Source organism: Streptomyces violaceusniger Tu 4113, assembly GCF_000147815.2.
Taxonomy (GTDB): domain Bacteria; phylum Actinomycetota; class Actinomycetes; order Streptomycetales; family Streptomycetaceae; genus Streptomyces; species Streptomyces violaceusniger_A.
Genome location: NC_015957.1, coordinates 5,085,661 through 5,112,379, shown reverse-complemented (window position 1 = coordinate 5,112,379; position 26,719 = coordinate 5,085,661). Strand labels below are relative to the sequence as shown.

At 68.7% G+C, this 26,719-nt stretch carries 25 protein-coding genes and 1 pseudogene; 8 read left to right on the top strand and 18 right to left on the bottom strand.

Annotation, left to right across the window (positions count from 1 at the left end; all coding sequences use genetic code 11):
- Positions 1–345: 345 nt before the first annotated feature.
- Positions 346–909, top strand: coding sequence for a hypothetical protein (locus tag STRVI_RS54595; protein ID WP_251982692.1), 564 nt, complete (start codon positions 346–348; stop codon positions 907–909).
- Positions 910–1,108: 199 nt separating this feature from the next.
- Here STRVI_RS54595 and STRVI_RS54590 read toward each other — a convergent pair whose 3' ends face one another.
- Both STRVI_RS54590 and STRVI_RS21135 read right to left on the bottom strand, forming a co-directional pair.
- On the bottom strand, positions 1,109–1,273 hold the full coding sequence (locus STRVI_RS54590; RefSeq protein ID WP_251982691.1) for a hypothetical protein: 165 nt from the start codon (positions 1,271–1,273) through the stop codon (positions 1,109–1,111).
- Between the two features lie 152 nt (positions 1,274–1,425).
- The gene (locus tag STRVI_RS21135) at positions 1,426–2,478 is read right to left on the bottom strand and encodes a fatty acid desaturase family protein (protein WP_014057693.1); all 1,053 of its coding nucleotides are present in this window, start codon (positions 2,476–2,478) and stop codon (positions 1,426–1,428) included.
- Positions 2,479–3,266: 788 nt separating this feature from the next.
- On the opposite strand from STRVI_RS21135, the gene STRVI_RS52105 reads away from it, so the two are divergent.
- Entirely contained in the window at positions 3,267–3,608 is a 342-nt protein-coding gene (locus STRVI_RS52105) for a hypothetical protein (protein ID WP_150112904.1), read from the top strand.
- Between the two features lie 123 nt (positions 3,609–3,731).
- Positions 3,732–4,163 carry a nuclear transport factor 2 family protein gene (locus STRVI_RS21130; RefSeq protein WP_014057691.1) on the top strand — a complete coding sequence of 144 codons (432 nt, stop codon included), beginning with the start codon at positions 3,732–3,734 and terminating at the stop codon, positions 4,161–4,163.
- A gap of 6 nt (positions 4,164–4,169) precedes the next feature.
- On the opposite strand, the gene STRVI_RS21125 is transcribed toward STRVI_RS21130, so the two are convergent.
- The 11 genes from STRVI_RS21125 to STRVI_RS21075 all read right to left on the bottom strand — a co-directional run bounded on the left by STRVI_RS21125 (position 4,170) and on the right by STRVI_RS21075 (position 16,603).
- Complete coding sequence (locus tag STRVI_RS21125) at positions 4,170–5,171, bottom strand: amidohydrolase family protein (RefSeq protein ID WP_014057690.1); 1,002 nt, start codon at positions 5,169–5,171, stop codon at positions 4,170–4,172.
- 68 nt (positions 5,172–5,239) lie between these two features.
- The gene (locus tag STRVI_RS21120) at positions 5,240–5,869 is read right to left on the bottom strand and encodes an MBL fold metallo-hydrolase (protein ID WP_208949261.1); all 630 of its coding nucleotides are present in this window, start codon (positions 5,867–5,869) and stop codon (positions 5,240–5,242) included.
- The gene (locus STRVI_RS21115) at positions 5,866–6,954 is read right to left on the bottom strand and encodes an S-(hydroxymethyl)mycothiol dehydrogenase (protein ID WP_014057688.1); all 1,089 of its coding nucleotides are present in this window, start codon (positions 6,952–6,954) and stop codon (positions 5,866–5,868) included. The genes STRVI_RS21120 and STRVI_RS21115 overlap by 4 nt, the downstream gene beginning before the upstream one ends.
- A complete protein-coding gene (locus STRVI_RS21110) occupies positions 6,911–8,314 on the bottom strand; it encodes an NAD(P)/FAD-dependent oxidoreductase (protein ID WP_208949155.1) in 1,404 nt (467 codons plus the stop codon). Before STRVI_RS21110 ends, STRVI_RS21115 begins: the two co-directional genes overlap by 44 nt.
- Positions 8,251–8,571 (bottom strand): 2Fe-2S iron-sulfur cluster-binding protein, encoded by a 321-nt coding sequence (locus tag STRVI_RS21105; protein ID WP_014057686.1) that lies wholly within the window; start codon positions 8,569–8,571, stop codon positions 8,251–8,253. The genes STRVI_RS21110 and STRVI_RS21105 overlap by 64 nt, the downstream gene beginning before the upstream one ends.
- The gene (locus STRVI_RS21100; protein ID WP_014057685.1) at positions 8,568–10,289 is read right to left on the bottom strand and encodes an FAD-dependent oxidoreductase; all 1,722 of its coding nucleotides are present in this window, start codon (positions 10,287–10,289) and stop codon (positions 8,568–8,570) included. The genes STRVI_RS21105 and STRVI_RS21100 overlap by 4 nt, the downstream gene beginning before the upstream one ends.
- 49 nt (positions 10,290–10,338) lie before the next feature.
- On the bottom strand, positions 10,339–11,541 hold the full coding sequence (locus tag STRVI_RS21095; protein WP_167543213.1) for a cytochrome P450: 1,203 nt from the start codon (positions 11,539–11,541) through the stop codon (positions 10,339–10,341).
- 150 nt (positions 11,542–11,691) lie between these two features.
- Positions 11,692–12,867: an NADH:flavin oxidoreductase gene (locus STRVI_RS47095; RefSeq protein ID WP_014057683.1), complete on the bottom strand. Its 1,176-nt coding sequence runs from the start codon at positions 12,865–12,867 to the stop codon at positions 11,692–11,694.
- Between the two features lie 2 nt (positions 12,868–12,869).
- Positions 12,870–14,735 carry an FAD-dependent monooxygenase gene (locus tag STRVI_RS21085; protein ID WP_014057682.1) on the bottom strand — a complete coding sequence of 622 codons (1,866 nt, stop codon included), beginning with the start codon at positions 14,733–14,735 and terminating at the stop codon, positions 12,870–12,872.
- 64 nt (positions 14,736–14,799) lie between these two features.
- Positions 14,800–15,723: a VOC family protein gene (locus STRVI_RS21080; protein WP_014057681.1), complete on the bottom strand. Its 924-nt coding sequence runs from the start codon at positions 15,721–15,723 to the stop codon at positions 14,800–14,802.
- A 34-nt stretch (positions 15,724–15,757) separates the two neighbouring features.
- Positions 15,758–16,603 (bottom strand): fumarylacetoacetate hydrolase family protein, encoded by an 846-nt coding sequence (locus tag STRVI_RS21075; RefSeq protein ID WP_014057680.1) that lies wholly within the window; start codon positions 16,601–16,603, stop codon positions 15,758–15,760.
- Between the two features lie 157 nt (positions 16,604–16,760).
- Here STRVI_RS21075 and STRVI_RS21070 point away from each other — a divergent pair, with 157 nt between their 5' ends.
- The 4 genes and pseudogenes from STRVI_RS21070 to STRVI_RS21055 all read left to right on the top strand — a co-directional run bounded on the left by STRVI_RS21070 (position 16,761) and on the right by STRVI_RS21055 (position 20,218).
- Complete coding sequence (locus tag STRVI_RS21070; RefSeq protein ID WP_014057679.1) at positions 16,761–17,459, top strand: GntR family transcriptional regulator; 699 nt, start codon at positions 16,761–16,763, stop codon at positions 17,457–17,459.
- A gap of 486 nt (positions 17,460–17,945) precedes the next feature.
- A complete protein-coding gene (locus STRVI_RS21065) occupies positions 17,946–18,224 on the top strand; it encodes a hypothetical protein (RefSeq protein ID WP_150112903.1) in 279 nt (92 codons plus the stop codon).
- A gap of 188 nt (positions 18,225–18,412) precedes the next feature.
- Positions 18,413–18,763, top strand: a pseudogene (locus STRVI_RS21060) (transposase); the annotation flags it as partial.
- Positions 18,764–19,327: 564 nt separating this feature from the next.
- Entirely contained in the window at positions 19,328–20,218 is an 891-nt protein-coding gene (locus STRVI_RS21055) for a reverse transcriptase domain-containing protein (protein WP_014057675.1), read from the top strand.
- Between the two features lie 1,057 nt (positions 20,219–21,275).
- Here the strand turns inward: STRVI_RS21055 and npdG are convergent.
- The 5 genes from npdG to STRVI_RS21030 all read right to left on the bottom strand — a co-directional run bounded on the left by npdG (position 21,276) and on the right by STRVI_RS21030 (position 26,209).
- A complete protein-coding gene (gene npdG, locus STRVI_RS21050; protein ID WP_063644270.1) occupies positions 21,276–22,004 on the bottom strand; it encodes an NADPH-dependent F420 reductase in 729 nt (242 codons plus the stop codon).
- Positions 22,005–22,048: 44 nt separating this feature from the next.
- Positions 22,049–23,458, bottom strand: a complete 1,410-nt coding sequence (locus tag STRVI_RS21045; RefSeq protein ID WP_014057673.1) for an NAD-dependent succinate-semialdehyde dehydrogenase — start codon at positions 23,456–23,458, stop codon at positions 22,049–22,051.
- 94 nt (positions 23,459–23,552) lie between these two features.
- The gene (locus STRVI_RS21040) at positions 23,553–24,278 is read right to left on the bottom strand and encodes a transglutaminase-like domain-containing protein (protein WP_014057672.1); all 726 of its coding nucleotides are present in this window, start codon (positions 24,276–24,278) and stop codon (positions 23,553–23,555) included.
- Positions 24,279–24,332: 54 nt separating this feature from the next.
- Positions 24,333–25,394: a TIGR03619 family F420-dependent LLM class oxidoreductase gene (locus STRVI_RS21035; RefSeq protein WP_014057671.1), complete on the bottom strand. Its 1,062-nt coding sequence runs from the start codon at positions 25,392–25,394 to the stop codon at positions 24,333–24,335.
- Positions 25,391–26,209 carry a GntR family transcriptional regulator gene (locus tag STRVI_RS21030; RefSeq protein WP_014057670.1) on the bottom strand — a complete coding sequence of 273 codons (819 nt, stop codon included), beginning with the start codon at positions 26,207–26,209 and terminating at the stop codon, positions 25,391–25,393. Before STRVI_RS21030 ends, STRVI_RS21035 begins: the two co-directional genes overlap by 4 nt.
- A gap of 173 nt (positions 26,210–26,382) precedes the next feature.
- On the opposite strand from STRVI_RS21030, the gene STRVI_RS21025 reads away from it, so the two are divergent.
- Positions 26,383–26,694, top strand: coding sequence for a putative quinol monooxygenase (locus STRVI_RS21025; RefSeq protein WP_014057669.1), 312 nt, complete (start codon positions 26,383–26,385; stop codon positions 26,692–26,694).
- Positions 26,695–26,719 lie beyond the last annotated feature (25 nt).

Genomic DNA, 26,719 nt, shown 5'->3' with positions numbered 1-26,719 from the left:
AGCTGCCTGACTGGCTCCAGGAGGAGCTGGACCGGCAGGGGCCGCCCGGCCCGCGGTGAAGCGCCTCTCGTGAACATCGGTACTGGAGGGGGTCAGGCTGCGTCCTCGACCTTGAGGAGGAGCAGGCCGAACTCGGGGCCGTCGGCGGTGTTGCGGTAGGGGCCGGCATACTCCTAGCCGAGCCGGGCGTACAGGTCCTGGCCGCGCCGGTTGGAGGGCAGCGCGAGCAAGGACGCCCACTCCGGGGCGATGGCCTTGAGGAGCTCGGCGTGCAGGAGTACGGTCGGCAACTTCCGCCGTCGCTACCAGGCCGAAGGGCTGCTGGGGCCGGCCGACCGGCGCCCGGTGCGCAGGAAGCCGCAGTCCGGCACAGTCGATGACGCGGTGGTCGAGGCCATGCGGAAGGCGATCAAAGAGGGCGAGGACGACTCCACCCGCACCGGCACCTACATCATCTGGCGGACCGGCGAAATCCTGCGGGAGAAGGGTGAGACGGCTGGGCTGCCGTCTCGAGCAACGCTCTGCCGACTGCTGGCCAAGCTGTCGCAGGGCAGTCCCGTCTCGGGAACGGCCCGCGACCGGCGCTCGCGCGCCCACGGGGCGAAGGCCCCGTTCGGGCAGTGGACGGTGTTCGCGCCGGGCGAGGTGGTGCAGATCGACTCCACTCCGCTGGACGTGCTGGTCCGCCTCGATGACGGGGGGGTCGGAAAAGTCGAACTCAACTGGCATGGTCGATGTCACGACCAGGACGGTGACCGCAGCGGTGCTGCGGCCCACCACGAAGGCGGTCGACACAAGCGTGCCGCCGGCCCGCACGGTCACCCCGGAACTGATGCGGCCGGGCCGGGCCGACGCCCTGCGGATGTCGCGATCGGTGCTGCCGCACCGGCGGCTGCTGGACATCGATGAACGCCTGGAACACGCTGCCGCGAGGCCGGTGATCGTGCCAGAGATGATCGTCTGCGATCACGGCAAAGCGTTCATCTCCCCGGCACGTCAAGGCGTCCTGCCGCTTCCTGGAGACCGACTTCCAGCCCACGCACACGGCGTCCCCGTTCCAGAAGGGGCACGTGGAGAAGATGCCTGACTCCGTCGGCACGCTCTTCGCTCAGTTCGCCGCGCGGGCCACACCGGACGCAGTGCCGACCACCGCGGCCGCAACCTGGACAAGCAACCGCTCTGGTCGCTGCCCCAGCTGCAGGAACTTCTCGACGAATGGCTTGCCGCCACGTGGCAAAACCGCGAACACGACGGGCTGCGTGACCCGTTGCACCCGAGCGGGTCTCCAGCCCGGACAGGTCATCGCTCAACCCGCCGGCCACGTCCGGGCGGACGAGGACGGCGCCGTGGTGGTCACCCCGTCCACCCCGCGCCGGCCGCCACGCGCCCGGACCGGCTCCGGTGTCCCCGCAGCCGCCCGCGCTCTCACTCGGGCCGGGCCGCACCGCCGACCGCGTGCATGTGCCGCAGCCCTTGCCGATAGGAGTCCAGCAGCCCGGTCTCGGCATACGGGAGCCCGAGACTGCGGCAGTGTTCCCGCACCAGAGGCTGTACGAGCCCAAGGTGACACCTGGGCATGTTCGGGAAGAGATGGTGCTCGATCTGGTAGTTCAGCCCGCCCAGAAGCCAGTCCGTGACCGGCCCGCCCCGCACGTTACGCGAAGTCAGGACCTGACGGCGCAGATGACCCCACCGCTCCCCCGCCGGGCCGGGCATCTCCATGCCCTTGTGATTGGGCGCGAAAGCCATTCCCAGATGGAGCCCGAAAAGCGCCTGATGAAGCAGCCCGAACACCACCGCCTTCCCCACCGGCAGGCAGGTCAGCAGCAGGGCACCGTAACCGGCCGCATGCAGCGCCAGCAGCACGCCCTCCACAGCCCGCCCGCCCACCGGCTGCCGCCACAGGTCCTTCACACTGCTCACCTTCAGGGCAATGCCTTCCAGCAGCAGCATCGGGAAGAACAGCCACGCCTGGTGGCGGGTGACCCAACGGGCGAACCCGCGGCGCACAGCCGCCTGCTCCGCAGTCCACACCAGCGCGCCGGCGCCGACGTCCGGGTCCTTCTCGATGTGATTGGGGTTGGCGTGGTGCCGGTTGTGCTTGTCGTTCCACCACGCGTAACTCATGCCCAGAAGCAGATTGCCGTGGAGCAGTCCGATAGCGCGATTCGCCCGGCGGCCCACGGCGATCTGGGCGTGCCCGGCATCGTGGCCGACGTAAGCGGTGCGGGCAGACCAGACGGCCAGCGGCACAGCCAACAACAGCGTCCACCAGGTGTCCCCGGCCAGGACCAACCCCGTCACCACCGCGGCCAGGACCAGGAGGTTCACGGCGATCATCCGCGCGTACCAGCCCCTGCGACGCTCCAACAGCCCCCGCCCCCTGACCTTCCGCAGCAGCGCAGTGAACTCACTCCCCCGCTGCCCGGCGGCGCCACCGGGTGCGGTGGACACAGACAGCGCGACGGTCTCAGACATGGAAGACTCCGGTCCTGAATCGGCCAACAACGCACTGACCTGCTCAAACGTACGGACCAGGGGTCATGCTGCGCCATGGCGCCAACACCCCCGCCACACCGGGGGCCAACCCCAGCACCCCCAAGGGGGCCAGCAACACCCCCCACCCCAGCTCCCAGAGACCACCACGCCGGAAAACCCGCGCCACGCCGGCGTCCTGGAGGAACCACTCCTGCCACGCCGCACCACGATCACCACCGCACCACGATCACCGCTGCGCGCCGGCCACCATGCCGGTGGTGCGGGACACGGCCCACCGCGAAGATGCCCCGGCCCCCACCGGCCACGAGCGTGCCAGCCCCCCGTTCAGCCCGAACCACACCATGGAGTAAGGCCCGTTGTGGCAGAGTGCGGCAGCGCGGCCGTGATCATTCGCCAGGCAGGCCGGACCCGTGCCCCAGCCTCGACGCAGACTCGCAAGGAAGCGCCAGAGCGCCCAGCGAAGCCACTCCGGCCGGACAGACACAGGCACGGGCGCCGGGAAGGGCACCGACCTGGGCCCAGGCACGGGCACGGGCACGGGCGCCGGGACGGACGCCGAGACGAGCGGAGACGACTACATGCAGCGCCTGGAGGCAGGGGCTCCCTGGCCGCCTTCCACGCGCACGGGCCGGGCGCCGACTGGGCCAGCACCGTCGGCCAGGACACCACGAATTACTCGACGACATGGTCGACGGCCTCCTCCGCGCCCGCCGCCCGCCGACCGCGCGAGGACCGGCCGCCGCGGCAGACCACCGCAGCAGACCACCGTGCGCGACACCCAGGGGAAGGTGCGCGAGCACTGCTGCGGAGGGGACTCCCGTCTGGACCGGATCCTCACCCAGGCGATGGCCGACGGCACCGTGGTGTCCGCCGGCCGCCTGCACGACAAGGACGAGGACGAGGGTGGGCGGGCCAACGTGCTGCAGCACGCCACCATCGCGCTCGACCCGCGGGAGCACTTCCCCACCCCCTCACGCCATCAGTGCCGACCTGCGCCAGCTCACCGCCCACGACCAGCCCGTGCGCGACACGGTCATGGGGACCCCCGGGCGTGCGGCAGGTCCTCGCCACGACCGCCCCGCAGGTCCAGGGCCGCCGAGCCGGCCTGAGTCCGGCCGGCACCCGACATCGATGCGTCGTCACGGCTCGGAGGGCATGTCGCAGAACGCGATGTGCCCTCCGGGCGTGAGGACGCGCAGCGCCCGCACCCTGCCGACGCCCGAGGTTCCCACGTGATCCTGCACGAGCATCTCCCCGCCGCGCGCCACGCCGTCGAGAACGCGCTCACCCGGTACCTGGCCGCGGTCGACGCCCGCGGCCTCGAGGGCGTCCTGGCCGTCCTCGAGCACGCCACGGTCGGCTTCGGCGGCGGCCCGACCCGGGGGCGCGACGATCTGGCGACCACCTACGGCGGCGTGTTCGCCGCCGGCCGCGCCACCCGACACCTGCTCTTCGCCGTCCACGTCGACGTCGACGACGAGAACCCGACCCTGCTGCGCGCCCGCGCGACGTACCAACGGTGGTCGCTCGACGAGGCCCCACCTCGGCTGGTCGCCCTCGGTGACTACACCGCCGGGTTCGCCTGCGTCGACGGCCCAGGCTCCACCACCGTGCAGGTGGCGCTGCAGTCGCTCACCGTCAGCCGGGACTGGCAGGAGATCTGACCGCGCTCAGCTCGGCAGCGCCAGCAGACGCTCGGCGTTGAGATGGGCGATCTTCTCCGTGGCGAGCGGGGGCAGGTTCGCCTGACGGAGGAACGCCTCCGCGCCGTCATTGCCCAGGAACGGGTAGTCGACACTGAACATGATCCGTTCGATCCCGACCGTCTCCACGCAGAACTGGAGCTGGGCCTGGCTGAACATCCCACTCGGCGTGATGTGGGCGTTCTCGCGGAAGTAGGCCCCGACCGGGCGGTCGAGGTGTGTGATCTGCTGCGGCAGGGCCTCCTCGATGCGCTCGAGGAAGAAGGGAACCATCTCGCCCCAGTGGCCGAGGATGACCTGCAGGTCCGGGTACCGATCGAACACCCCGGCGAGGACGAGGTGCAGGAAGTGGATGCCCGTCTCGACGTGCCAGCCCCAGGCGCTCGTCTGCAGGCGGGCAGTGACGATCGGGTCGAGGCCACCCTCGTAGTTCGACCGTGAGGTCTCGACCGGCGGGACGCCCGGGTGCAGATAGACGGGCACCCGCAGCTCCGCTGACCGGCGCAGGACGGCGTCGAACCGGGGCGCGTCGAGGAACGCGTCCCCGGTCCGGCCGTTGATCATGGACCCGACGAAGCCGAGCTCACCGACCGCGCGGTCGAGCTCGTCGGCCGCGGCCTCCGGCACGGTCGTCGGCAGCGCGGCGAAGGCGGCGAAGCGGTCCGGGCGCGCCGCGACGGCCGCCGCCGCGCGGTCGTTGACCTTCCGGACGAGCTCCACGGCGACGTCGGCAGGCAGCTGCTGCGTGGAAAGGCTGGACAGGACCTGCATGGAGATGCCGTGGGCGTCCATGTCGGCGACCCGCCCCTCCTCCAGGTCGAGGAGCACCTCGGGCGCTGGCGAGTAGTTGTACCCCTGGCCGGCGCCGTACGCCGCGGCGAAGGCGGGGCTGAGCCGCTCAGCCTCGGGCCTGCTCGCCCGCGCGATGTCGAGATCGAGGAAGTGTTCCTCGATGGCGATGATCCGCATGTCCTCTCCGTCCTGCGTCGAACGTCCCGGCGCGCGTCGGGCCTGGATGAGCCCGGATCGTCGAGCGCTCAGTGGCCGCGGGCGACCCATTCCTCGAGGTGGGGAGCCTCGGCGCCGATGGCGGTGGCGTCGCCGTGTCCGGTCCGGACCACGGTGTCGCCGGGGAGCGTCAAGAGGGTCCCACTAATCGAGTCGATGATCGTGTCGAAGCTCGAGTAGGAGCGGCCGGTGGCCCCGGGACCGCCGGCGAACAGGGTGTCGCCCGTGAGGACTGTGCCCAGCTCGGGGATGTACAGACAGGTCGAGCCGGGCGAATGGCCGGGCGTCAGCAGGGCCTCGATCTCGATGCCGCCCACCGTGAGGATCTGCCCGTGCGCGATGCTTTCGTCCGGCTTGTGGTCCAGCCAGGTCATCTCCCACAGCGGGGCCTCGGCCGGGTTCAGCAGGATCGGCGCGGAGAAGCGGTCCGCCAGCGCGGGGGCCTGGTTGACGTGGTCGTCGTGCGCGTGGGTGCAGACGATCGCCTTCACCCGCCGGTCCCCGACGGCGGCCGCGATGGCCTCCGCGTCGTGCGCGGCGTCGACGATGATCACCTCAGTGTCGTCACCGACGATCCAGACGTTGTTGTCGACGTCCCAAGTGCCCCCGTCCAGCGAGAACGTCCCCGAGGTGAGCACATGATCGATGCCCGCCATCAGAACACCACGACCGAGCGCAGCACGTCCCCGTGGTGCATCTTGGCGAAGGCGGTCTCGATGTCGTCCAGCCCGATGGTCTCGGAGACGAACTTCTCCAGCGGCAGCCGGCCCTGCAGGTGCAGGTCGACGAGCATCGGGAAGTCCCGCGAGGGCAGGCAGTCGCCGTACCAGCTGGACTTGAGCGCGCCGCCGCGGCCGAAGTACTCGATCAGCGGCAGCTCCGGGGCGGTCATGTCCGGCGTCGGGACGCCGACCAGGACGACGGTGCCGGCGAGGTCGCGGGCGAGGAAGGCCTGCTTCCAGGTCTCCGGCCGCCCGACGGCGTCGACCACGAGGTCCGCGCCGAACCCGTCGGTGGCGGCCTGGATGGCCTCGACCGCGTCGGTCTCCTTCGCGTTCACGGTGTGCGTGGCGCCGAAGCCCTTGGCCAGCTCCAGCTTCCGGTCGTCGGTGTCCACGGCGATGATCGTGGAGGCGCCGGCGAGCTGGGCGCCCGCGATGGCCGCGTCCCCGACCCCGCCGCAGCCGATGACGGCGATGGAGTCGCCGCGGCCGATGCCGCCGGTGTTGATCGCGGCGCCGATGCCGGCCATCACGCCGCAGCCGAGCAGGCCCGCGACCTGGGGCTTCACCGCGGGGTTGACCTTGGTGCATTGTCCGGCGGCGACGAGGGTCTTCTCGGCGAATGCGCCGATCCCGAGGGCGGGGGACAGCTCCCGCCCGGACTGCAGGGTCATCTTCTGGGTGGCGTTGTGGGTGTTGAAGCAGTACCAGGGCTTGCCCTTCCGACAGGCCCGACACTGTCCGCACACCGCACGCCAGTTCAGGATGACGAAGTCGCCCGGGGCGACCTCGGTGACGCCCTCACCGACGGACTCCACGACCCCGGCGGCCTCGTGGCCGAGCAGGAACGGGAACTCGTCGTTGATCCCGCCCTCGCGGTAGTGCAGGTCGGTGTGGCACACCCCGCAGGCCTGCACCTGGACGACGGCCTCGCCCGGACCCGGGTCCGGGACGACGATCGTCTCGACGGTAACCGGCTCACTCTTCTTCAGAGAGACGACCCCACGGACCTTTTGAGACATCGACACCTTCCAATGACGAGGGGAGCGACCGGCTACGGGGCCAACCAGCCCCGCGGGCAGGTCCTTGAGGGGCCGACGACGTGTCGGCCAAGAGGGCCGGCGCCACCGCGGACGCCTTTTCGATCAGTTTCCTGCCCTGGACGAAGTCCTTCACCGCGTTGACACAGTCCAGAGCGATGACCCGCCCATTCCGGAGATAGATTACCGAGAATGAGCGCTGTGCCGGGTCGCCCCGTACGACCGTCGTATCGAAACTCGTAGACAGTCCTATCGTCTGAAGCTTCAGATCGTACTGATTCGACCAGAACCACGGCATCGCGGTGTATTCTTCGGGCTTCCCGCAGATCGACTTCGCGGCGACCACGGCCATGTCGTTCGCATTCTGCACCGATTCAAGCCGGATGACCGCGCCGTCGGCGAAACTGTTCGCATGGGCCGCGCAGTCGCCGATGGCGTAGACGTCGGGCAACGACGTGCGGCACTCCCCGTCGACGTCAACACCGACCCCACCGGCGGCACCGGCCTCGAGCAGGGGCCCGACGGAGGGCACGATACCGATGCCGACGACGACGATGTCGCACTCCAGGACGGATCCGTCGGAGAGCCGGACGCCCGTGACCGTGTCCCGGCCCTCGATCCGGTCGACCACCGCCCCGGTGCGCAAGTCGACGCCCCTGGAGCGGTGCTCAGCCTCGTAGAAGGAGGACAGCTCCTCCCCCGCCACGCGCGCCAGGACACGGGGCAGGGCCTCGAGGAGTGTCACCGAGAGGCCGAGCTTTGTGAGTACCGCCGCCGCCTCCAGCCCGATGTAGCCACCCCCGACGATGACCACCCGCCGGGCTCCGGCCTCGATCGCCGCCATCAGCCCGTCGACATCGGCACGGTGCCGCACCGTGTGCACGCCCGCGAGCTCCGCGCCTTCGCAGACCAGGCGGCGGGCGTCTCCGCCCGCAGCCCAGATCAGCGTCCCGAAGCCCACCCGGGCGCCGTCGTCGAGCGTCACCGTCTTCGTGGCCGCGTCGACCTCGACGACCGTCTGGCCGAGGCGGAGGTCGATGTCCTTCTCACCCCAGACCTCACGCGGACGGAGATGCAACCGCTCGAACGCCTTGTCCCCGGCGAGGTACTCCTTGCTCAGCGGTGGGCGTTGGTAGGGCGGCTCGTGCTCGCGCCCGACGATCGTGACCGTGCCGGAGAACCCCTGCTGGCGCAACGACAACGCGGCGTTGGCGCCGGCATGGCCGCCACCGACGATCAGGACGTCCGAGTGACCGGACACTCCCTCAGACATGGCGCTCATTCCTCCTCGGCGATCTGCACCTTCAGACCCGCGACCTTCGCCGACAGCAGGATCTGACACGACAGCCGCGAGGTCTCCCCCCGGTGCTCGGTACTGTCGAGCAGGTCGTTCTCGTCGTCGGTCAGCGGCGGCAGCTCGTGTGCGGACTCGGTGTCGACGTAGACGTGGCAGGTCGCGCACGAGCAGCATCCGCCACACAGCGCGTCCAGCTCGTCGATGCCGGAGTCGCGGATCGCCTCCATGAGGCTGATGCCCTCATCCCCCTCGATCAGGCGGACGTCGCCCGTGCGGGTGGTCACAGTGATCTCAACACTCATCGGTCAGCTTTCGATCCTCGAGGTGACGGGCGGACACCGGGTGTCGCCACGGGTGAGCACGGATGGGCAGGAACGGGCGGCGTGCGGGGCCGGCCCTGGAACGCGTTCTCTCTCGCCGCGGCGTTGCGACCGGCGATGTGTCCGAAGACGAGCGCCGGCCCCACGGTTCCGCCACCGCCGGGGTAGGCCATCCCAGTGAACCCGGCGCTGACGTTGCCGGCCGCGTAGAGACCGTCGATGGGCTCACCTCGCGTGTCGAGCACCTCCGACCGGGCATTGATCTTGGCTCCGCCCTTGGTCCCCAGGACACCCGAGTAGACGCGACAGGCGTAGAACGGCGCGTTCTCGATTGGGCCGAGGGTCTGCAGCGCGCCCCGGCGGGAACGGTCCGCGAAGGCGAGGTCGTAGCGGCTGGTGCCGCGACCGAAGTCGGGATCCCACCCCCTCGCCACATGGTCGTTGAACCGCTCGACGGTCGCCTCCAGACCGTCCGGGTCAACCCCGATCCTCCCGGCGAGCTCGCGCAGGGTCGCCCCCGTCTCCAGCCAGTCGGGAACGGGCTCGCCGGGCAGCCGCGGACCGAAGGGGTACCGCTTCATGAAGTCGTCGTCGACGACGATCCAGGCGGGCAGGTTCGGGTAGTCGAAGGCCATCTCGTCGAAGTTGTGCATGGCACGCCCGACGTCGCTGTAGTTGTGCGCCTCGTTGACGAAGCGCTTCCCCGCCCGGTTGACCATGATCGACCGGGGGTCGGCCCGCTCGCCAGCGGTCAGTCGGTAGAGCTGCCGCCCGTCGTACTCCTCGCCGGGGATGCCGAGAGCAGGCATCCAGTAGGCCTCCTTCGTGTTGGCGATGGCCGCCCGGGCCTCCATCGCCATGATGAGACCATCCCCCTCGTTGAACGGCGGGCTCAGCGACGCCTCGACCGGGCCGGCGACATGGTCCTTCACCAGCTCCTCGTTCCACTCGAACCCCCCGCTGGCCAGGATCACCGCGCGGCGGGCGGCGATGGTCCGGGTCTTGCCCCCGGCCTCGTATTCCAGCCCGACGACCGTGCCGTCCTCGATCACGAGGCGGCGGGCCCGCGCGTTGCGGCGGAACTCGACCCCCTTGTCCACGGCCCCCTTGATCAGTCCCGCCATGAGCGCCTCGCCGGTCCCGACCAGTCCCTTGGCGATGCGGTCGCCGACGGCTTGGAGGTCGAGCGAGTCGAAGCCGTCCTGCAGGTCCTGCCAGCACAGCGGGATCGGGATGCAGGGCGTCGACCGCAGGTGGGGACGCAGGTCGCCGAGCTCGCCGACCGGGAAGAGCGCGGGCTCCACCGACCGCCCAGCCGTGCCGCCGGGCTTCTCGGGGTGGTAGTCGGGCAGGCTGATCGCGCTGAAGGACAGGGGGGTCTCGGTCTCCAGGAACTGGAGGAGCTCCGGCGCCTCGTCGACGTAGACCTCCGCCAGCTCCAGGTCCATCCCGCCCAGGGACAGGGCCCGCAGGTAGGTGAGCGCCTGCTCGCGGGAGTCGCTCGACCCAATCTCGTCCATGTGGTGGTTGTTCGGGATCCACGGGACACCGGCCGAGACGGCGGTGGTGCCCCCCAGCTTGTCGCTACGCTCCAGCACCACTGCGGTCACGCCGTGGTGCCGCGCGCTCAGCGCCGCCGCGACACCGGCGCCACCGGAGCCGACCACCACGACGTCGAAGGACTCGTCCGCACCTGACATCACATCGTCCTCTCGCCGAAAGACGCGCCACCCGGGCGAATCGTCGTGGTCATGGCTTCGGGGTGAAGGTCACGCGGCAGGTCTTGGGGGCGATCAGGGTTCCGGCCTCGACGTGGTAGTCGGGGCCGGACTCGACGAGCTGGACGTCCGGCAGCCGACGCAGCAGCTGCCGGAAGGCGATCGTCATCTCGACGCGGGCGAGCGGCGCCCCGAGGCAGACGTGGCGCCCGAAGCCGAAGCCGAGATGGGTGGTGAACGCGCGGTCCGGGTCGAACTCCTCGGGCCGGTCGAAGACCTCGGGGTCCCGGTTCGCGGCCCCCCAGCACAGCCGGACCGTCTCGTCGGCCGGGATGGTGGCCTCGCCGACCTCGCCCTGCGCCGTCGTCGTGCGGTGGAAGGCCTGGAACGGCGAGAACAGTCGCACGGACTCCTCGATCGCCGCGGTCATCACCTTGTCGTCGGCCAGCATCCGAGCCCGCAGGTCGGGGTTCGGCAACGTGTGGAGCAGGAGCGTGCCCAGGGCGGACGTGGTTGTCTCGTGGCCCGCCACGAAGAAGCCGGTCATGAAGGTCGCCAGCTCGCCGTCGGTGAGCAGCCGCCCCTCGAACTCCACCTGCGCGATCCGCGTCAGGTAGTCCTCCCGCGGCCGCTCCCGCCGCTCGGTGATCTCCTGGAGCACCGTCATGCCGATCTGCTGCATGACGGCGCCCTGGGTCGCCACGTCGGACTGGGTGAACCGGTCGGCGAGCTCGTGGATGCGCTCGACCGACACGCCGGTCATCCCGATGGTCTCGCAGATGCCCAGCACCGGCAGCGGCCTGGTGAACTCCTGGACCAGGTCACACTCCCCCGCGCTGGCGAACCGGTCGATGAGGCCGTCCGCCAGCGCCTCCAGGCGCGGTACCACCCACTTGAGCTTGGCGGGCGTGACCGCCTCCATGTAGAGGCGCCGCCAGAACCCCTGTTCGGGCGGGTCCATCTCGATGGACGGCAGCCTCCCTGTGGAGACGTCCGCCGGCAGCCGGACGCCCTTGAGCCCGGAGGAGAACTGCTTGTAGTCGAGCGCCGCGGCGCGAACGTCCTGGTAGCGAGACAGCCAGTAGAAGCCTCCCTGCGCCTCGCTGTGGCTCACTGGGCAGGACCGAAGCTCGCCGTAGAGCTGGTACATCTCGTCGAGATCTCGCATCTCGAGCGGATCCTCGACACGGCGGGCGGGCGTCGCCGTGGCATCGCTGTCTGGTCGCTGACTCATCCTCATCCTCTCATTTGCTCATCGTGCGAAGCCGCACCTGGCGAGTCACGCACCGCTTCTCATTTGTCAAGAATGCGGATTGATGCGATGCCGCCGCGATGGAAAGCATGCGGCCTCGCACAGGGTTGCAAAGACGTTCAACGTCGTTACTCATGGCGTCGTGTCGTCCGCGATGACTGCGTCCTTGCGCTCCGAGGTGGAGCCCCAACTGTCCATATGCTCCTTGAGTAGCGCCAGTGAGAACGGCCGGATCTCATCGAATCGACTCTGCCGAATCTTGGTGGCAAAATCCGCGTCAGCTATACTGCTGCGTCCGATCGCCAGCAAGTCGAATTCCCCCGCCAGAAAGCGTCGCCGCACCGCCATGAGGCTGGCCATCAGGCGCGGAGAAGATTCCCGCCCCAACAGCATGTCGGTGATGTCGCCTTTTATCCCCACACCGCCGACCGCCATGACCGTGGCGTCAGTGAATTTCTTCGCCCAGCCTGCCAAGCTCAAGTCGCCTGACCACTCCGGCCGATCGAACCGACGCGTAGAGATGTTGAAAATATCAGCACCGGCATGCCTGATGAGCGCAAGCAAGAGTTCTAGTTCGTCAGGACTGCGGACGATGCTGGCTTCGAAGTCGGTGGTTTTCCATTGGGAGAGTCTGAAACTTATGATGAAGTCGTGTCGCACATCGGCTCGAACGGCGGCGACGACCTCCGCGGGAAACCGCGCCCGATCTTGTATATCCGGGCCGCCGTAGCCATCGGCGCGGAGGTTGGTCTCTGCCCACAGGAACTGGTCGAGCAAGTATCCATGCGCCGCGTGGATCTCGACGCCGCTGAACCCGATCTCCTGCGCCAACAATGCCGATCTGACGTAGGCTTCACGAAGAGAGCGCAAGTCTTCCGTCGTAGCGGCGCGACCGTTGACTTTTCCCTTTTGCGTCAGACCCGAAGGGCTGATTGTCGGATACGTCGACCAAGCGTCGTCGCCTTCTGCCGCACGCATGGCGCCCTCATGCCAGAGTTGCAGCAGCAGGTGCCCTCCGGCGCTCTTCACCTCCTTGACGCAATGCCGCCAACTCTCGGCCGTATCAGGCCGTATCCACGCGGCCGCCGGCTGCCTCGTGGCGGACTCGTGGTCGATTGCAGTGGATTCGCTTATAATCAGACCGAATCCGCCTTCTACCCGTCTCCTGTAGTACTGGGCCAGTGACGGGAGGGGTGAACCATCCTTGCACATGGCGCGCTGCATCCCCGGGACCACGAAACGACCAGCAAGAGTGAGCGACCTTATGGTGTGTGGCGTGAAGAGCGGAGACAGATCGATCTCGGACATTGTTACTGCCTGAGCGCGGGGATGTCATTGTGAGGTCGTAGTTGCTCAACATCGACCGGCACGCCGACTTGAGCGGCGTCGTCGGTCCGTTGCTGCGGTGAAGGGTTCAGGAGCTTCGCAAGAGCGCTCTCGAGCGTCGCGTACGGATCTGCCGGCCCTGATTGAAAACGGCAGGCAATGTAGCGGTCAGGTCGCACGAGGAGCGCGCCGTCGGCCTCGATCTCGCTCAGAGCGGACCACGAGCGTGCCGGATCGCCGAAGTCGCCACCTGGGGCAATGCGATAGGCCTCGATGGGAACGCCCGAGCTGGCCGACAGGCGCTCGGCGGCTTCGCACCAGGCTGCGCCGTCGGGACCGGTGAGCAGGATGAAAGTCCCGATGCCGCCGATGTCATGGGTGGAAAGTCGCTTGCCGCGGTCGTTCAGCCAAGCGTGGGGAAGCCGGTGGCCCGGCCGCGTCGTCGGGGTGTAGATGACCCCCATCGGATCTCTGGACGGGGCCGCGGTCCCGTCGGGGAGAACGACCCCTTCCTCGTAGTGGAAGCCGATCTCGCGGTCATGGGGGTCGAGCTCCATGCGCCCGGTGTTGAACACCTCGTGGCCCACTGCCCGTCGTGTTCGCCCCATGGGGCTGTCCTCGAGGTACTTGAGCAGCACGGTCCTGCGCTCCTCGGGCGTCCGGGCGTGAGTAAGTCCCATGCCTGCTTCAAAGGCGAACTGGTTCTGGAAGGCGAAGAGCGCGTATTCGATATTGTCCTGGATGACGGGCCTGCGCTCGGTCTCGTACGTGTCCAGGATGGACGGGTCCGCCCACCCCTTGAGCACCGCGGCGAGCTTCCATGCCAGGTTGTCGGCATCTTGGATCGCCGACTGCAGGCCGAGCCCGGAGGTGGGCGGCTGGCGGTGCGCCGCGTCACCGATGAAGAAGATGTTGCCGATGCGGCTCTTCTCAATGTGGACGGACTCGATGTGCCAGGGGCTGACGCCGAGGATCTCCGCGTCGAGGTCGGGGAGGTTGAGCACCTCCCGCAGACGGGCCAGGGCGCGCTCGTTGGTGAGGTTCTGGGCGTCGGGGTCGTCCGGCGGGATCATCAGGTGGATGGTCCAGGTCTCGGAGTGGCTGTCCCAGTTCTTCGGGCCGGCCTTTACCAGACATCCACCGGCCCACGATCCAAACCGTGGGCCGACGAACCAGTGGACCATCACGTCGTCGTTGACGTAGGCGGAGAGGTCCGCCCGGAAGTACAAGCTGGTCATCGTCGCGAGGCCGGTCTGCCCGACCATCGTGACGTCGAACATCGGTCCGACGGCCCGACCACCGTCCGCTGCGATGACGTAGCGGGCGCGGACCGTGTGAACCTGCTCAGACTCGCGCTCGCGGACCTCCGCGATCGCCCAGTCGCCCTCCTGGGCCAGGGAGATCAGCTCGAAGCCGAAGCGGACCCCACCCGGGTTGCGCTCCTCGGCGTTGCGCTGGAGGAGCGGCTCGAGGAGGTACTGCCCCAGACCCGCGGAGAGCTCGGGGCTGTCCTTCTCGAAGATGTCGCGGTAGATCCCCTCGCCGTTGACGTCGATACTGAAGAGGTGCTTGCGGTCGAGCTCGTCGTCCCCGCCCAGCGAGGTCATCCACGAGGCACGGATCCGGGCCTCCGCGGGTGCACCGATCGCCTGGATCTGCTCGGCGATCCCGTGGCGTCGGAAGATCTCCATCGTGCGCTGGTTGTGGGCGCCCGCCTTCGGCATGTGCGACGTGGCGGGGCGCCGCTCGACCAGCAGGGAGTCGACGCCGAGGTCGGACAGGAAGATCGACGACGAGAGGCCGCTCCCACCGCCTCCGACGATGAGGACGGAAACTTCCTTGGGCAGCATGGCGTGATGCGTCCTTTCCAGTGGGTCGCGCGAACGGCGCGGCGGGGTCGGTGGAGTGGGCCGGTCAGCCGGGCTGGTGGGCGCCCGTCATCATCTCGGCGAGGTCGTCGGGGGCGAGGAAGGACGGGGGCGGCGGCGGACCCCAGTTGAACAGCCCGCGCGCACCCTCGAGGGTCTCCGGCGACCAGAGCTGATCGTCGAGGATGCAGTCCATGTCGGAGTAGTACTCGGAGAAGTTCCCCGCGGGGTCCTTGAGGTACCAGAAAAAGTTCGATCCGGCGTGGTGTCGGCCGAGGCCCCAGACGTGGCGATCGGGCCGACCCTCGAGCATCGCGGAGGCGCCGCGGCCGACCTCGTCGACGTCGTCGACCTGCCACGAACTGTGGTGCAGGAACGCGACCGGCGCGTTGAGCACCAGGACGTTGTGATGGTCTGTGGAGCAGCGCAGGAAGGCGCCGTGGCCGGCGATCCGGTCGCTGACCTTGAACCCGATCAGGTCGGTGAAGAACCGGATGGTCGCCTCGTAGTCGGTCGACCCGAGCACCACGTGGCCGAGCTTGCGCGGGCGCACCGCGTTCGTGCGCAGCACACCGGGCGCCCGGCCGGTGCCCCGTTCGGCACGCCCGGGTCCGTTGTAGACGCTCGGAGGGACCAGCTGTTGGCGGATCGGCTCGGCCACCCGCACCGAGACCCGCGTGCCGGTGACGGGCTCGACGGTGGTCAGCCCGGTCCCTTCGTGCTCGACCGGGAGGTCGGCGGCGCGCAGGCGGTGCACCACGGCGGCGGCGTCGTCAAGGTGCTCGGCGCCGATCCCGACCTCGACGAGCCTGCGCACCCCGCTGCGGACGATGCGCAGCTGTCGGCCGCCGTCCGTGCTGCTCAGCCAGCCGTCCGCCTCCGGTGTGAGGCCGAAGTCAGTGTAGTAGGCGACGGTCGCTTCGACGTTCGGGACGCCGATCGTGATCGCGTTCAGTCGGTGGAGCGGCATCGTTACCGTCCTTTCCGCTACCGGGGTCGGGGGGTCAGGCTGCGGGGGCGACCAGTCGGTGGCGCATCTCGCCGATCCCCCGGACATAGGTGACCAGCTCGTCGCCCGCCTGCAGCCAGCACTGCGGAGTTCGGCCGAGACCGACGCCCGACGGAGTCCCCGTGAAGATCACGTCGCCGGGGAGCAGCGGGGTCACCGCCGAGAGCCGGGCGATCAGTTCGGATACCGGGAAGACCATGTCCCTGGTCCGCCCCTTCTGCATCTGCTCGCCGTTGACCAGGCACCCGAGCTCGAGATCGTCGCGGTCGGGCAGCTCGTCCGGGGTGACCAGGACGGGTCCGAGGGGGCCGAACCCGGGGTGGGACTTGCCCAGGCTGAACTGCGGTGCGGGTCCGGAGGACTGCAGGATCCGCTCGCTGATGTCCTGCCCGACCGTGAGACCGGCGACGTGGGACCACGCGTCCTGGGCGGCGACGCGGTGCGCGTGCCGACCGATGACCACGACGAGCTCGACCTCCCAGTCGACATGCCCGGGTGGCACCGCGATCTCACCGAACGGGCCGGTCAGCGAGGTGACGAACTTGGTGAAGACCGGCGGGTGATCGGGGACGGCGAAGTTCGATTCTGCGGCGTGGTCCGAGTAGTTCAGGCCGATGGCGAAGACCTGACGCGGCGTCGGCACGGGGTTGCCGAAGTCCTGCTCGTCGACCTCGGTCGGCTGGGCAGATCCCGTTGCCGCGAACTCGAGGACCTCGTCCCAGCGCAGATAGGCCTCTTGCGGGTCGGCTGGCAGGCGGCCCCCGCTGGCGGAGTTCAGGTCGACGACTCGGCCGGGGCTGACGACCTGGTGGAGTCGACCGGAGATGGTGGCGAAACGCACGCAACTACTCCTCGAGAATGGGGTCGCCGTGCCCGACGGGGCGGCGACCGCGACCGGCTTCGGTGTCGGTTTGCCATGTCTACGCCTCGCCGATCGAAGCGTCAAGATACTTTCGAAAGTTCGTCCATCGTTCGTATTACCGTGTACGGTAAGAACCATGGCCAGACAGGGAACGTCCGGGACACGGACCGCCGAGGTGCACCGTCGACTGCGGAACGACATCCTCGGCGGACGCCTGGTGCCCGGAGCGCGCCTGAAGTTCCCTGATCTCTGCGAGCAGTACGGGGTCAGCGTGGGCGCGGCGCGCGAGGCGTTGACCCGGCTGACGTCGGAGGGTCTGGTCAAGACCCAGCCGCACCAGGGCTACATGGTGACGCCGCTGTCCTATGAGGATCTCGCGGATCTCACGCGCGCCCGGGTCGAGATCGAGTCGCTGGTGCTGAGGCTGTCTGTGCTCGAAGGTGACGTGCAGTGGGAGTCTCGCGCGGTCGCCGCCCACCACGTGCTCGAACGTGCGCTCTTCCTCAGCCCGGACGATCCAGCCCATCCAACGGACGAATGGGCCGCCGCGCACGCCGCGTTCCATCTCGCCTTGCTCGACGGCTGCACGAATCGCCGGCTGCTCGATACCGCCCGCGCGTACCGAGAGGAGGCTGAGCTGTACCGGCAGTGGTCGGTCTCGTTCGGCCAGGAACCCCATCGCGACCTAGTCGCGGAGCACCGTGCCTTGCTCGAGGCCGCGGTCGGGAGGCAGCCCGACCTCGCGGCACGGTTGCTTCGCGAGCACATCGCCCACACGGCCCAGCTGCTCATCAGCGTCGTTGGGGACGGGCCCGTCGCACGTGCCCGCGGCTGAGGCCGGTCCCCTGTACCGGCGCATTCACGTGGCGATCTCCGGGTAGGGCATGGTGCAAGCCGCGAGTCGGCGGGCGTACTCGGCCTGGAAGCCCCATGGGCTCGTGGTCGCGCCCGAAGATCCCGATGAAGAGCGTCAACGTCAGGAACGGGTGTGGGCCCAGGTCGAACAGAGTCGGAGAGTCGTAGGAGGCCAGCGCCTCGCGCTCGACGTCGGCGCGGTCGCTGCGCGCAGGGCATGATGATCACCGCTACGCAGCGATAGGCGGCAGCATGGCCCGGGGAGAGTCCTATCCAGACCTCGCAACGCTCTGCGGCCGCGGGGACGAGGAGAACGGCTTGATCTCCGCGGCCCAGGCGGGGCGGCTCTACCTCGCCGCATCCTGGTCCGCAGACACCCCTGACAACACCCCCGACACCGCCGAGGACTGGCTGCCGCAGATTGCCCCTCCCGAACCCCGACCTGATCGCCCGGATGGTCGGGGTCATGGGCAATCTGGCCGAGCGCATCGCAATCGCGGGACGGCTCAACCTGCAGAACATGGCCGAGCAGATCGCCCTCGGCGCGGTGATCTCCGAGGCGGAAGAGACGGAGACAGATCTCGAGGACGCGAGTGGCCCAGAGCTCGCGGCGTGGGTGTGCAGCCTTCCGGGCTCGCACAACCTTCATGGTCTGTACGACATGCTGCTTCCGGACGCCGACCACGAGTGGCTGTATGACCCGGAGCTCGACGGATCGAGAACGAAGAGGCGTTCGTCGCGGTGATGGGGCCGGCCAATCTGCGTCCCGGCGAGTGGTTCGAGCCCATTCTACCGACCCGCCTAGCCCTAGTACTCCAGTTGCGCTTCTCCATGTGTCCTGGTCACCGTGCCTGCTTCGAGTCTAGTGAGCTGACGCTGAATCAGGGAGGCTGTGGTTCGTGACCCACCCGATCGGGGTGCGTTGAGCCTGCCATGGAGCCGAATATCGAAGCAGGGCTGTGGGCCACGGAGTTGGAGTCGTTGCTGCTGCGGGTGGGCCAGCGGTTCGGCCGCATCGAGCCGCGGCGTCGGATGCAGGACTACGTGCGCGGGCTGCTCGGCCCGGTGGGCCGGAAGAACAGATGGCAGCTCGCTGAGCATGCCGGCCATGCCACCCCGTATGGCCTGCAGCGGCTGCTGTCGTGGTACCAGTGGGATCCAGACGAGATTCGTGATGACCTGCAGGATTACGGTGCCGAGCGGCTCGGCCGACCTGACGGTGTACTGATCGTGGACGACACCGGGTGTACGCCACGAGGCGCTGAGGAATCGAGCGGGAGGAGGAGCCCGCCGCTGGTCATCGCAGTGACCAGTTGAAGCTGGAGGCAGGCGGAGCCCTGGGTTGAGGGCAAAGCTGGAAGCGGCCTCGAGAACGTAGGGGCGAACCGACACCACCAGACGGTTCGTGCCCGCAAGCGAAGACGGAATGGGTGTAAGGAAACTGAACCGGTGGTTGAAGCCCCGTGAATCGTCAGCGGCCTGCCGAATCTGGTGGATGGGCCGCGCCGCAGTGCTGGAGAGTGCTCTATCCGGTGGCCTCTCCTCTTCCGGTGTCTTTAGCCTGTGGGCGCCGGGAGGCCCGGACCAAGACTGCGATGTGCGGTCCGTGGCGATGCTGCCGGGGTAAAGCCGGGCACCAAAGCCGTCGTAGAGATTCTCAGTGAACGTGGGAAGCGATCTGGCATCGCCCTTCCCGTCTGGCAGCCGGCCGGGCGGCGGGCAGGCGCGACGCCCGCTGATGACGCCGGATCGTGGCGGAGTCGCCGTAGTACTCAGAGGCTGGGAAAGCCAGTCACACGGGAAAGGGCGACAGCGTGATAGCGGCAGGGCTGCTGTCGGGGAGGGACGTTGTTGAACAACGACGCGCCGCCGATATCGTGGCCGGGCAGTATGGCGGCCGAACGGCGGGTACTCGATCATCAGCTCAAGCTGCACCGATGGGCAAGAAATGAACCGGATCGCCGGTTCAGCGATGTATTCAACTTGATTTGTGACCGGGCCACGTTGTTGGTGGCCTGGGAACGGGTGTCCGGCAACCAGGGTGCCAGAACAGCGGGCGTGGACGGGGTCACCCGGTACCACATTGAGGAACGCCTGGGAGTGATTCCGCTCCTGGAGGAGCTTCGCTCTTCACTCAGGGACGGGTCCTTCACGGCGTTACCGGTCAAGCAAGCGGTGATCCCCAAGAAGAACGGAAGGGTTCGTTACTTGGGCATCCCGACTCTGCGTGACCGGGTTGCGCAGATGGCCCTCAAGCTGATCCTGGAGCCGATCTTCGAGGTCGATTTCTACCCGTCCAGCTACGGGTATCGGCCGGGACGTCGGGCCCAGGATGCCATCGCCGAAATCCACCACTGCACCAGCAGGCCGTCGCACTACGAGTGGGTCATCGAGGGCGACATCAAGGCTTGCTTCGACAATGTCGACCACCACGTCCTCATGGGCCTGGTGGCCGAGCGCATCAAGGACCGCAAGGCCTTACGGCTGGTCACCTCATTTCTGCGGGCCGGGGTTGTCGAGTTGCATGGTGGCCTTGCGGAGACCCTCACCGGTACTCCGCAAGGAGGAGTCGTCTCCCCGCTGTTGGCCAACATCTATCTCACTGTCCTGGACAGGCACTTCGCGCGGATCTGGGACACCGAGATGACCCCGGCATGGCGGGAAGCGGCTCGCTGTCCCGGAACCTGCCTTTGCCGTTGCCGCGCAAGGTCTCCTTGTCCTGGGTGGTCGTGCTGGTGAACTGTTGCTCGGTTCCTGCCGGTCTCCGTGTGCCGTCACCTGCCGGACTGGTGGCATACAGTGATGAGTGACCGCGGGTGGAACATCTCCCTCTCTTTCGCGGACGGTTCTGCGGCGCATGGTTCAAGACGTGACGATCAGAAAAAGGGTGCGCGTTCACACCGCCGCTGTCCTGGCGGCATCCCGTTCGCGCGCGCAGTTGCGCAGGCCGGGGGGTGCCGTTCGGGGTGCCGCTACGGTGACGGACCGGCGGGGGGCGTGCCTGGCCGCTGGCGTGGGCGAGGTGCGTATGGCTCGGAAGTCGTCGTCCCTCAACGCCGGTCGTTCCGGACGCGCGAGCGCCGCCTCTGCCGTGTCTGGGAGACGCATCGCGAGGGACAGGGTCAGAAGTATTGTCCGGCGCACCCGTTCAAGGATCCGCGTGGCTGGTGCCGCGGGCGTGGTGTCGCGCTTGCCTGGTGTCTGCTGAGCAGTTCACGGGCGGGTTCGCAGGTGGACGGACGGATGGGCAAGCTCCTCTCGCCGCCCCCGGGCTGCCCGCCGTCTGTGTTCTTCGTGGAAGGCACCCGGACGGATTCGTGAAGGTCAACGTATGGCTTGCATCGGCCACTTGCGCTATGACGTCTTATGACCACCAGGTCAAGGTAACTGAGCCATGAGGGCCGTCACAGGGCCGGAACGGCGAGGTGGTGCGTCTTTCTCGCCTGTCTGCGCTGGCCACCGCAGCGGCCCGCCCGGCCGCTGGGTGGCCTTGGGGCACGAGGTCTCACGCAGGCAGCGGGGCATGGGTGTGACCGGAGCCCTTCGCCGGGCTCCGGTCGTGGAGAAGCAAGGCTTGCCACGTCAGAGAGCCGCGCGACAAGGCACCGGCTGCGCCCTGGCCCATTGGGCCTGTGTGCGGCTGTGCGCCTGCCCGACGTGTCGGCAAGGTACAGGGCCGGTGTCCTGCCCGTGTGCGCGGGCCTCGTGGGCCGAGCGTCTCCGGGGGCGAGGCGCGTACCTGCGTCGCGTCGTACGCGGTCGCGCGGAGGGCGCGGCTTGCGGGGCTATGGCCGGTTCACACCGGGAGGCCAGGTCCTGAGGGGGCGGCAGTTGCGGGGAGCCCGGCCAGCCGGATGCCGGCGTGGGTCTTGTAGCGCCTGTTGACCCCGATCAGCAGGGCGGTGATCTGCTCGCAGACACCGCTCATGTCCAACGGGCCGCAGTCGACGGCGCGCAGACCGGGGATGCGGTTGATGAGGGCCGCGGCCACGGCTTTGTCGGCCCTGTGGTCGCCGCAGATCAGTACGTCCTCGTCGAGTCGGCGTTCGGCGTCCTGCAGTGTGGCGGCGCTGACCGTCTGGAGGGCCGAGACCATTCCTATGTCGTCGGGCAGCAGGGCCTGGGCCTGCTCGGCGGCCGAACCCGCCCAGGGGACGATCGGGCGCAGGCCCCGGGGGCCGACGGGCATGAGGGGGGCTGTGGTGTCGATGAGCAGTTGTCCCGGCTGGATGACTTTCGCGATGGAGCGCATCGTTTCGACGTGAGCGCTGAAGGGCACGGTGACGACCACCACCGCGGCGCCTTCGATCATTGCGGTGTTGTCTCCGCCGACTGCTTCGGGGAGTCCGTCCGCGCAGGTCTTCGCCGCGTCTGCGCGCCGGGACCCGATGCGGACGTTGATGCCCGAGTGGGCCCACCGGGTGGCGAGTCCGAGACCGAGGGCGCCCGTGCCGCCGACGATGGCGACGGTGCTGTCGTGGCCTGTACTCGCGTCGGTGGGCAGGTCCAGTTGAGTGCCTGTCATGGGATTGCCTTCGTTCGCTGTTTGCGGGACCGGGGCGGGGCCGGTCATTCGCTGAGGGGGTAGGGCTGCTCGTTGCGTGCGGGTCCGATCCACACGCTCTTGACGTTGGTGAATTGGCGGAGTCCGAAGACGCCCAGCTCGCGCCCGTAGCCGCTGCGCTTGATGCCGCCGAACGGCAGGCGGGGGTCGGAGGCGACGATCCCGTTGACGAACACCGCGCCGGCCTCGATGCCGGGGATCAAGCGGTCGGCGCGTTCGAGGTCGGTTGTCCAGAGCGCGGCGCCGAGCCCGAATTCGGTGGTGTTGGCGATCTCGACGGCCTGCGTGCAGTCCTTCGCGGAGACGACGGCTGCCACCGGTCCGAACGTCTCCTCCGCCGCGACGGCCATCGTGGGGGTGACCTGGTCCAGGACAGCGGGCACGTAGAAGTAGCCAGGGCCGTCGAGGACCGTGCCGCCGGTGACGATACGGGCGCCCGCTGCAGTACTGCGCTGGACCTGGTCGACGAGGTCGTCGCGGAGGCTGGACCGGGCGAGGGGGCCGATCCGCACGTCGCGGCGGAAGGGGTCGCCCACGGTCAGTGCGGCGACACCGGCAGCGAAGGCGTCGGTGAACTCCTCGGCGACTGCTTCCTCGACGATGAACCTCTTGGCGGAGATGCAGCTCTGCCCGGTGTTGAGCATGCGCGCGCTGACCGCTGCCGCCGCGGCGGCCGGGATGTCCGCGTCCGCGAGGACGATGAAGGGGTCGGAGCCACCGAGTTCGAGGACCTGAGGCTTGAGGTGTCGGGCGGCCATCGCGGCGACGGTGGAGCCCACTTCGGTCGAGCCTGTGAGGGTCAGGGCGTGGATGCGTGGGTCGGCGATGAGGTCCGGTACCGCGTCAGGGCCGACGAGCAGTGTGGTGAACAGCTCGGACGGGCAGCCGGCCCGGTTCCAGATGTCCGCGATCGCCAGGGCGCAGCGCGGGACGTTCGAGGCGTGCTTGAGCACGATCCCGTTGCCTGACAGCAGTGCGGGCGGCGCGAAGCGGAACACCTGCCAGAGCGGGTAGTTCCAGGGCATGACCGCGAGGACAAGGCCCAGCGGATCGAACGCGATGTGGCTGCGGGCGGCCCCGGTCGCCACGGGCTGGTGGAGCAGCTGTTCCGGGCCCTTGGTGGCGTAGTACTCGCAGCACCATGCGGACTTGTCGATCTCGGCTTCCGCTTCGGCGATGGGCTTGCCCATCTCCTCGGTGATGAGCGCGGCGAGCCGGTCCCGTTCGGCGCGCAGCAGTGCGGCGGCCCGCTTGAGGTGTTCGGCGCGCGCCGGCACCGGCATCGACCGCCACTGCCCGGCCGCGACGGATGCATGCTCAAGTGCCGCGTCGATGCCTGCCGGTGAGTGTGGGTCGAACCGGGCGACGACGTCCCCGGTGGCCGGGTTGACGGAGTTGATCTGGCGGACGGCCATGGTCGGTTTCGCTCCCTGGGTAGACGTGATGGTGCTGCGGGGGGGCAGGCAGGTCCGGCGGTCGTTCTCCCGGGGTGCCCGTGGTGTGGCCGGCTCAGGCGACGGAACTGCGGCGGACCAGTTCCGGGTCGGGGCCGCTCCACAGGACGTCGTCGCCTGCGACCCGCGCATGAGCGGCTTCCGAGTCCAGTGCTTCGAGGACTTCGTGGGCGACCTGCTCGTACCACTGGGCCACTGCGGCGGGGTAGTCGGCGTAGCTGCCGTTATCCCGCAGTACGGGCCCCTCGACGGTCGGGATGTCCGTGCGGCCGTCGTAGGTCACGGTGTAGGGCTTGCCCAGGCGGGTCGCGGTGGGAGCGTCGATGGTCGCGTCCAGCTTGATCCACCGGCCGTCGAGGAAGGCTTCGCCGAGCGAGTGCCAGGGCAGTGGGCGTCCGACCGGTCCACCCCACAGGGTGCGGACCTCCGGCGAGAGGAATTCCATCTTCGGGGCGTCGAGTGCCTGGAACGCGATGCGGGCGGGGATTCCGGCGGCCCTGGACAGAGCGACGAAGGAGCTGGCTTTGCCCATGCAGAACCCGATGCCGTGGGCGAGGACGTCGCTGGCCGCCGATTCGCCATGGGCGAGGTAGCGGAAGGAGGCGAGGATGTCGTAGGGCATGTCTCGGACGTAGTGGTAGATGCGGCCCAGCCGTTCGGTTTCGGTGGTGGCGCCGTCGGTCAGCTCGCGTGCGGTGGTGAGGACGATCGGGTGGTCGGAGTCGATGTAGGCGGTCGGCTGGAGGTACGCCTTGTCGGCAGTGGTGGTCTCGGAGGTCACGGATGAGCCCTTCGTTGACGTTGAGTCACTGGCGTTTGGGGTCGTGCGGCTGGATCAGGCGGGTTGCGTGTGCCGTGCGGGCTTGATGTGGGGCAGGATCTGTTCCCCGACGGTGTCGAGGTAGGTGGAGTCCGCGACGTCGGGGATGGTGAACAGGAAGTGGTCGATGCCCGCGTCCTGGTACGCGCGGATCCGTTCGATGCAGGCCTGCGGTGTTCCGGTGATGAGCCCGGTGTCCGGGATCGACTTGAACCGGGCCCGTAGTTCGTCCTGTTCCGCGGCGGAGTCGGTCGGTGCGAGCAGAGTGGTGATCGACAGCCTCAGTGATGCGGGGTCGCGGCCGATCGCCTCGCACTCACGGTCCAAAAGCGCTCGGCGCTCGGCGCACTTCTCGGCGGGCCACCAGCGGACGTTGACGCCGTTTGCGTGCCGTGCGGCGATGCGGTGGACACGTAGTCCCTCGCCGCCCACCCACAGCGGCGGATGGGGCTGCTGGAGCGGGGGCGGGTCGCAGACCGCGCCGTCGATGCTGTAGAAGTCGCCGTGGAAGGTGGGGTGTGGCTCTGTCCACACCTGGCGCATCACCTGCAGTGATTCGCCGAGCGCGGTGACCCGGTCCCCGGTCGAGGGGAAGGGGATGCCGTATGCCTCGTACTCCTGCTGGAACCAGCCCGCTCCCATGCCCAGGTCCAGCCGGCCGCCGGAGATGACATCGAGGGTGGCGGCCATCTTGGCGAGCACGGCAGGGTAGCGGTAGGAGTTGCACAGCACGCTGGTGCCCAGGCGCACGGTGGTGGTGTCGCGGGACAGGGCCGACAGTGCGGTCCAGCATTCGAGCAGCGGAAGGGATGACGACCGGCTCTGCTGGTCGTCGGTGTCCGTCTCGGGTCCGGCCGTGATGCCCGCGTCGCGGACGTAGTCGTCGGGGCTGAGGGTCAGGAAGTGGTCGCACAGCCACACGGAGTCGAATCCGTAGGACTCGGCCGCCTGCGCGGCGCGGGTCATGTCGGGGTAGTTGCCCACGGCGAGGCCGCGGATGGTCAGGGCCAGGATCAGCCCGATGTGGGGCCCGGTCTCGTGGGCGGGGCCTGCGCCGGAGAGATCGTCGTTGATCATGGACGTCGCCTTTCTGTCATGTCTGTCATGCCGACCGGGGCGCCCGAGACGGCGCGGGGAAGCGTTACGGTGAAGCCGTAGCGTTCCGGGCGGTAGTGGAAGACCACGACTTCCAGCGGGCGGTCGTCGTGGTCGTAGCTGACCCGCTCCAGGACGAGCACGGGCGCGGACTCGTCGATCTCCAGTGCCGCGGCGACGTCCGGGGAGGCGCCGGCTGCGTGGATCTGGTGCCGGGCCTCGGCGATGCGCACGCCCAGGCGCTGCTCCCACATCGTGTACGTGGTCTCGGTGACTGGTTCACCGGAGCGCAGCGGCCCGGCCGCCTCCCGTACTCGCGTCGGGAGGTGGATCGTGACGAGCGCGACCGGTTTCTCTCCGTCTCCGTACCGGCGCCGGATCGTCAGCACCTCGGGTTCGCCGAGGAGCTGCGCGACCTGGGGCGGAGCGGGTTCGGTCCCGAAGCTCAGGACGTCGATGTGCGGGGTGACGCCCTGCCCGAGCAGCACCTCGGTGATGGTGTGCACGCCGGAGGACAGCTCTTGGTCGACCGGTTCCGAGACGAAGGTGCCCAGCCCCTGCTTGCGCACCACCCAGCCCTGTGACTCCAGCGCGCCCACTGCAGCACGCACCGTGATACGGCTCAGGCCGGTCTCCGCCATCAGCTCCCGTTCCGTGGGCAGGCGCGTCCCCGGCGGCAGCTGCTGCTTGAGGATCAGTGCCTTGATCTGCTCGGCCAGCTGCGTCGTCGCCGATGTCCGGCCCCGCTCGATCCGGATTCCGGCGGCCGGTAGGTCGAAGCGGGGTTCGTTACCCATGTCAGATGTCATAAGTCGTATTGAACCCGGCCGCGCACCCCGGCGGATACCACCGCCTTCGGGCGCTGCGGCCGGCGGGATCACCGAACCCTTGACGCGCTCCATAAGACGTTTTATAACGTCTTACCACGGGTGGATGCAAGTCGCCTCGCCCAGGACCAAAGGAGCCTCCGGTGCCAGACCAGAACCATGTAACCGTGATCGCCCGCTTCACCCCGGTCGCAGACCGCGCTCCGCAGCTGCAGGCCCTGCTGGAATGGATGACCGCCCCGACCCGCTCAGAGCCGGGCTGCCGCTCCTACGACCTCTACACCACCCAGGCAGAGGTCTTGGACTTCGTCCTCCTGGAGCGCTACGAGGACACCGCGGCCCTGGAGGCGCACCGCGCGACGGCGCACTACAAGGCGTACCGCGCCCAGCTGCCCGGCCTGCTCGCCAAGCCGGTGGACGTCTCCGTCCTCACCCCGGTCAACGTGATCGGCTGACGACGGGCACGTCATGACGTCGCGC

Bases quoted from the DNA above. Each gene is read 5' to 3' on its own strand.
- STRVI_RS21070 (WP_014057679.1), top strand. From the start codon at position 16,761: ATGGCCAGACAGGGAACGTCCGGGACACGGACCGCCGAGGTGCACCGT.
- STRVI_RS21080 (WP_014057681.1), bottom strand. From the start codon at position 15,723: ATGCCGCTCCACCGACTGAACGCGATCACGATCGGCGTCCCGAACGTC.
- STRVI_RS21115 (WP_014057688.1), bottom strand. From the start codon at position 6,954: ATGTCTCAAAAGGTCCGTGGGGTCGTCTCTCTGAAGAAGAGTGAGCCG.
- STRVI_RS21030 (WP_014057670.1), bottom strand. From the start codon at position 26,209: ATGGGTAACGAACCCCGCTTCGACCTACCGGCCGCCGGAATCCGGATC.
- STRVI_RS47095 (WP_014057683.1), bottom strand. From the start codon at position 12,867: ATGTCCGAGATCGATCTGTCTCCGCTCTTCACGCCACACACCATAAGG.
- STRVI_RS21095 (WP_167543213.1), bottom strand. From the start codon at position 11,541: ATGAGTCAGCGACCAGACAGCGATGCCACGGCGACGCCCGCCCGCCGT.
- STRVI_RS21105 (WP_014057686.1), bottom strand. From the start codon at position 8,571: ATGAGTGTTGAGATCACTGTGACCACCCGCACGGGCGACGTCCGCCTG.
- npdG (WP_063644270.1), bottom strand. From the start codon at position 22,004: ATGACAGGCACTCAACTGGACCTGCCCACCGACGCGAGTACAGGCCAC.
- STRVI_RS21135 (WP_014057693.1), bottom strand. From the start codon at position 2,478: ATGTCTGAGACCGTCGCGCTGTCTGTGTCCACCGCACCCGGTGGCGCC.
- STRVI_RS21035 (WP_014057671.1), bottom strand. From the start codon at position 25,394: ATGATCAACGACGATCTCTCCGGCGCAGGCCCCGCCCACGAGACCGGG.
- STRVI_RS21125 (WP_014057690.1), bottom strand. From the start codon at position 5,171: ATGCGGATCATCGCCATCGAGGAACACTTCCTCGATCTCGACATCGCG.
- STRVI_RS21065 (WP_150112903.1), top strand. From the start codon at position 17,946: ATGGGCAATCTGGCCGAGCGCATCGCAATCGCGGGACGGCTCAACCTG.
- STRVI_RS21045 (WP_014057673.1), bottom strand. From the start codon at position 23,458: ATGGCCGTCCGCCAGATCAACTCCGTCAACCCGGCCACCGGGGACGTC.
- STRVI_RS21100 (WP_014057685.1), bottom strand. From the start codon at position 10,289: ATGTCAGGTGCGGACGAGTCCTTCGACGTCGTGGTGGTCGGCTCCGGT.
- STRVI_RS21085 (WP_014057682.1), bottom strand. From the start codon at position 14,735: ATGCTGCCCAAGGAAGTTTCCGTCCTCATCGTCGGAGGCGGTGGGAGC.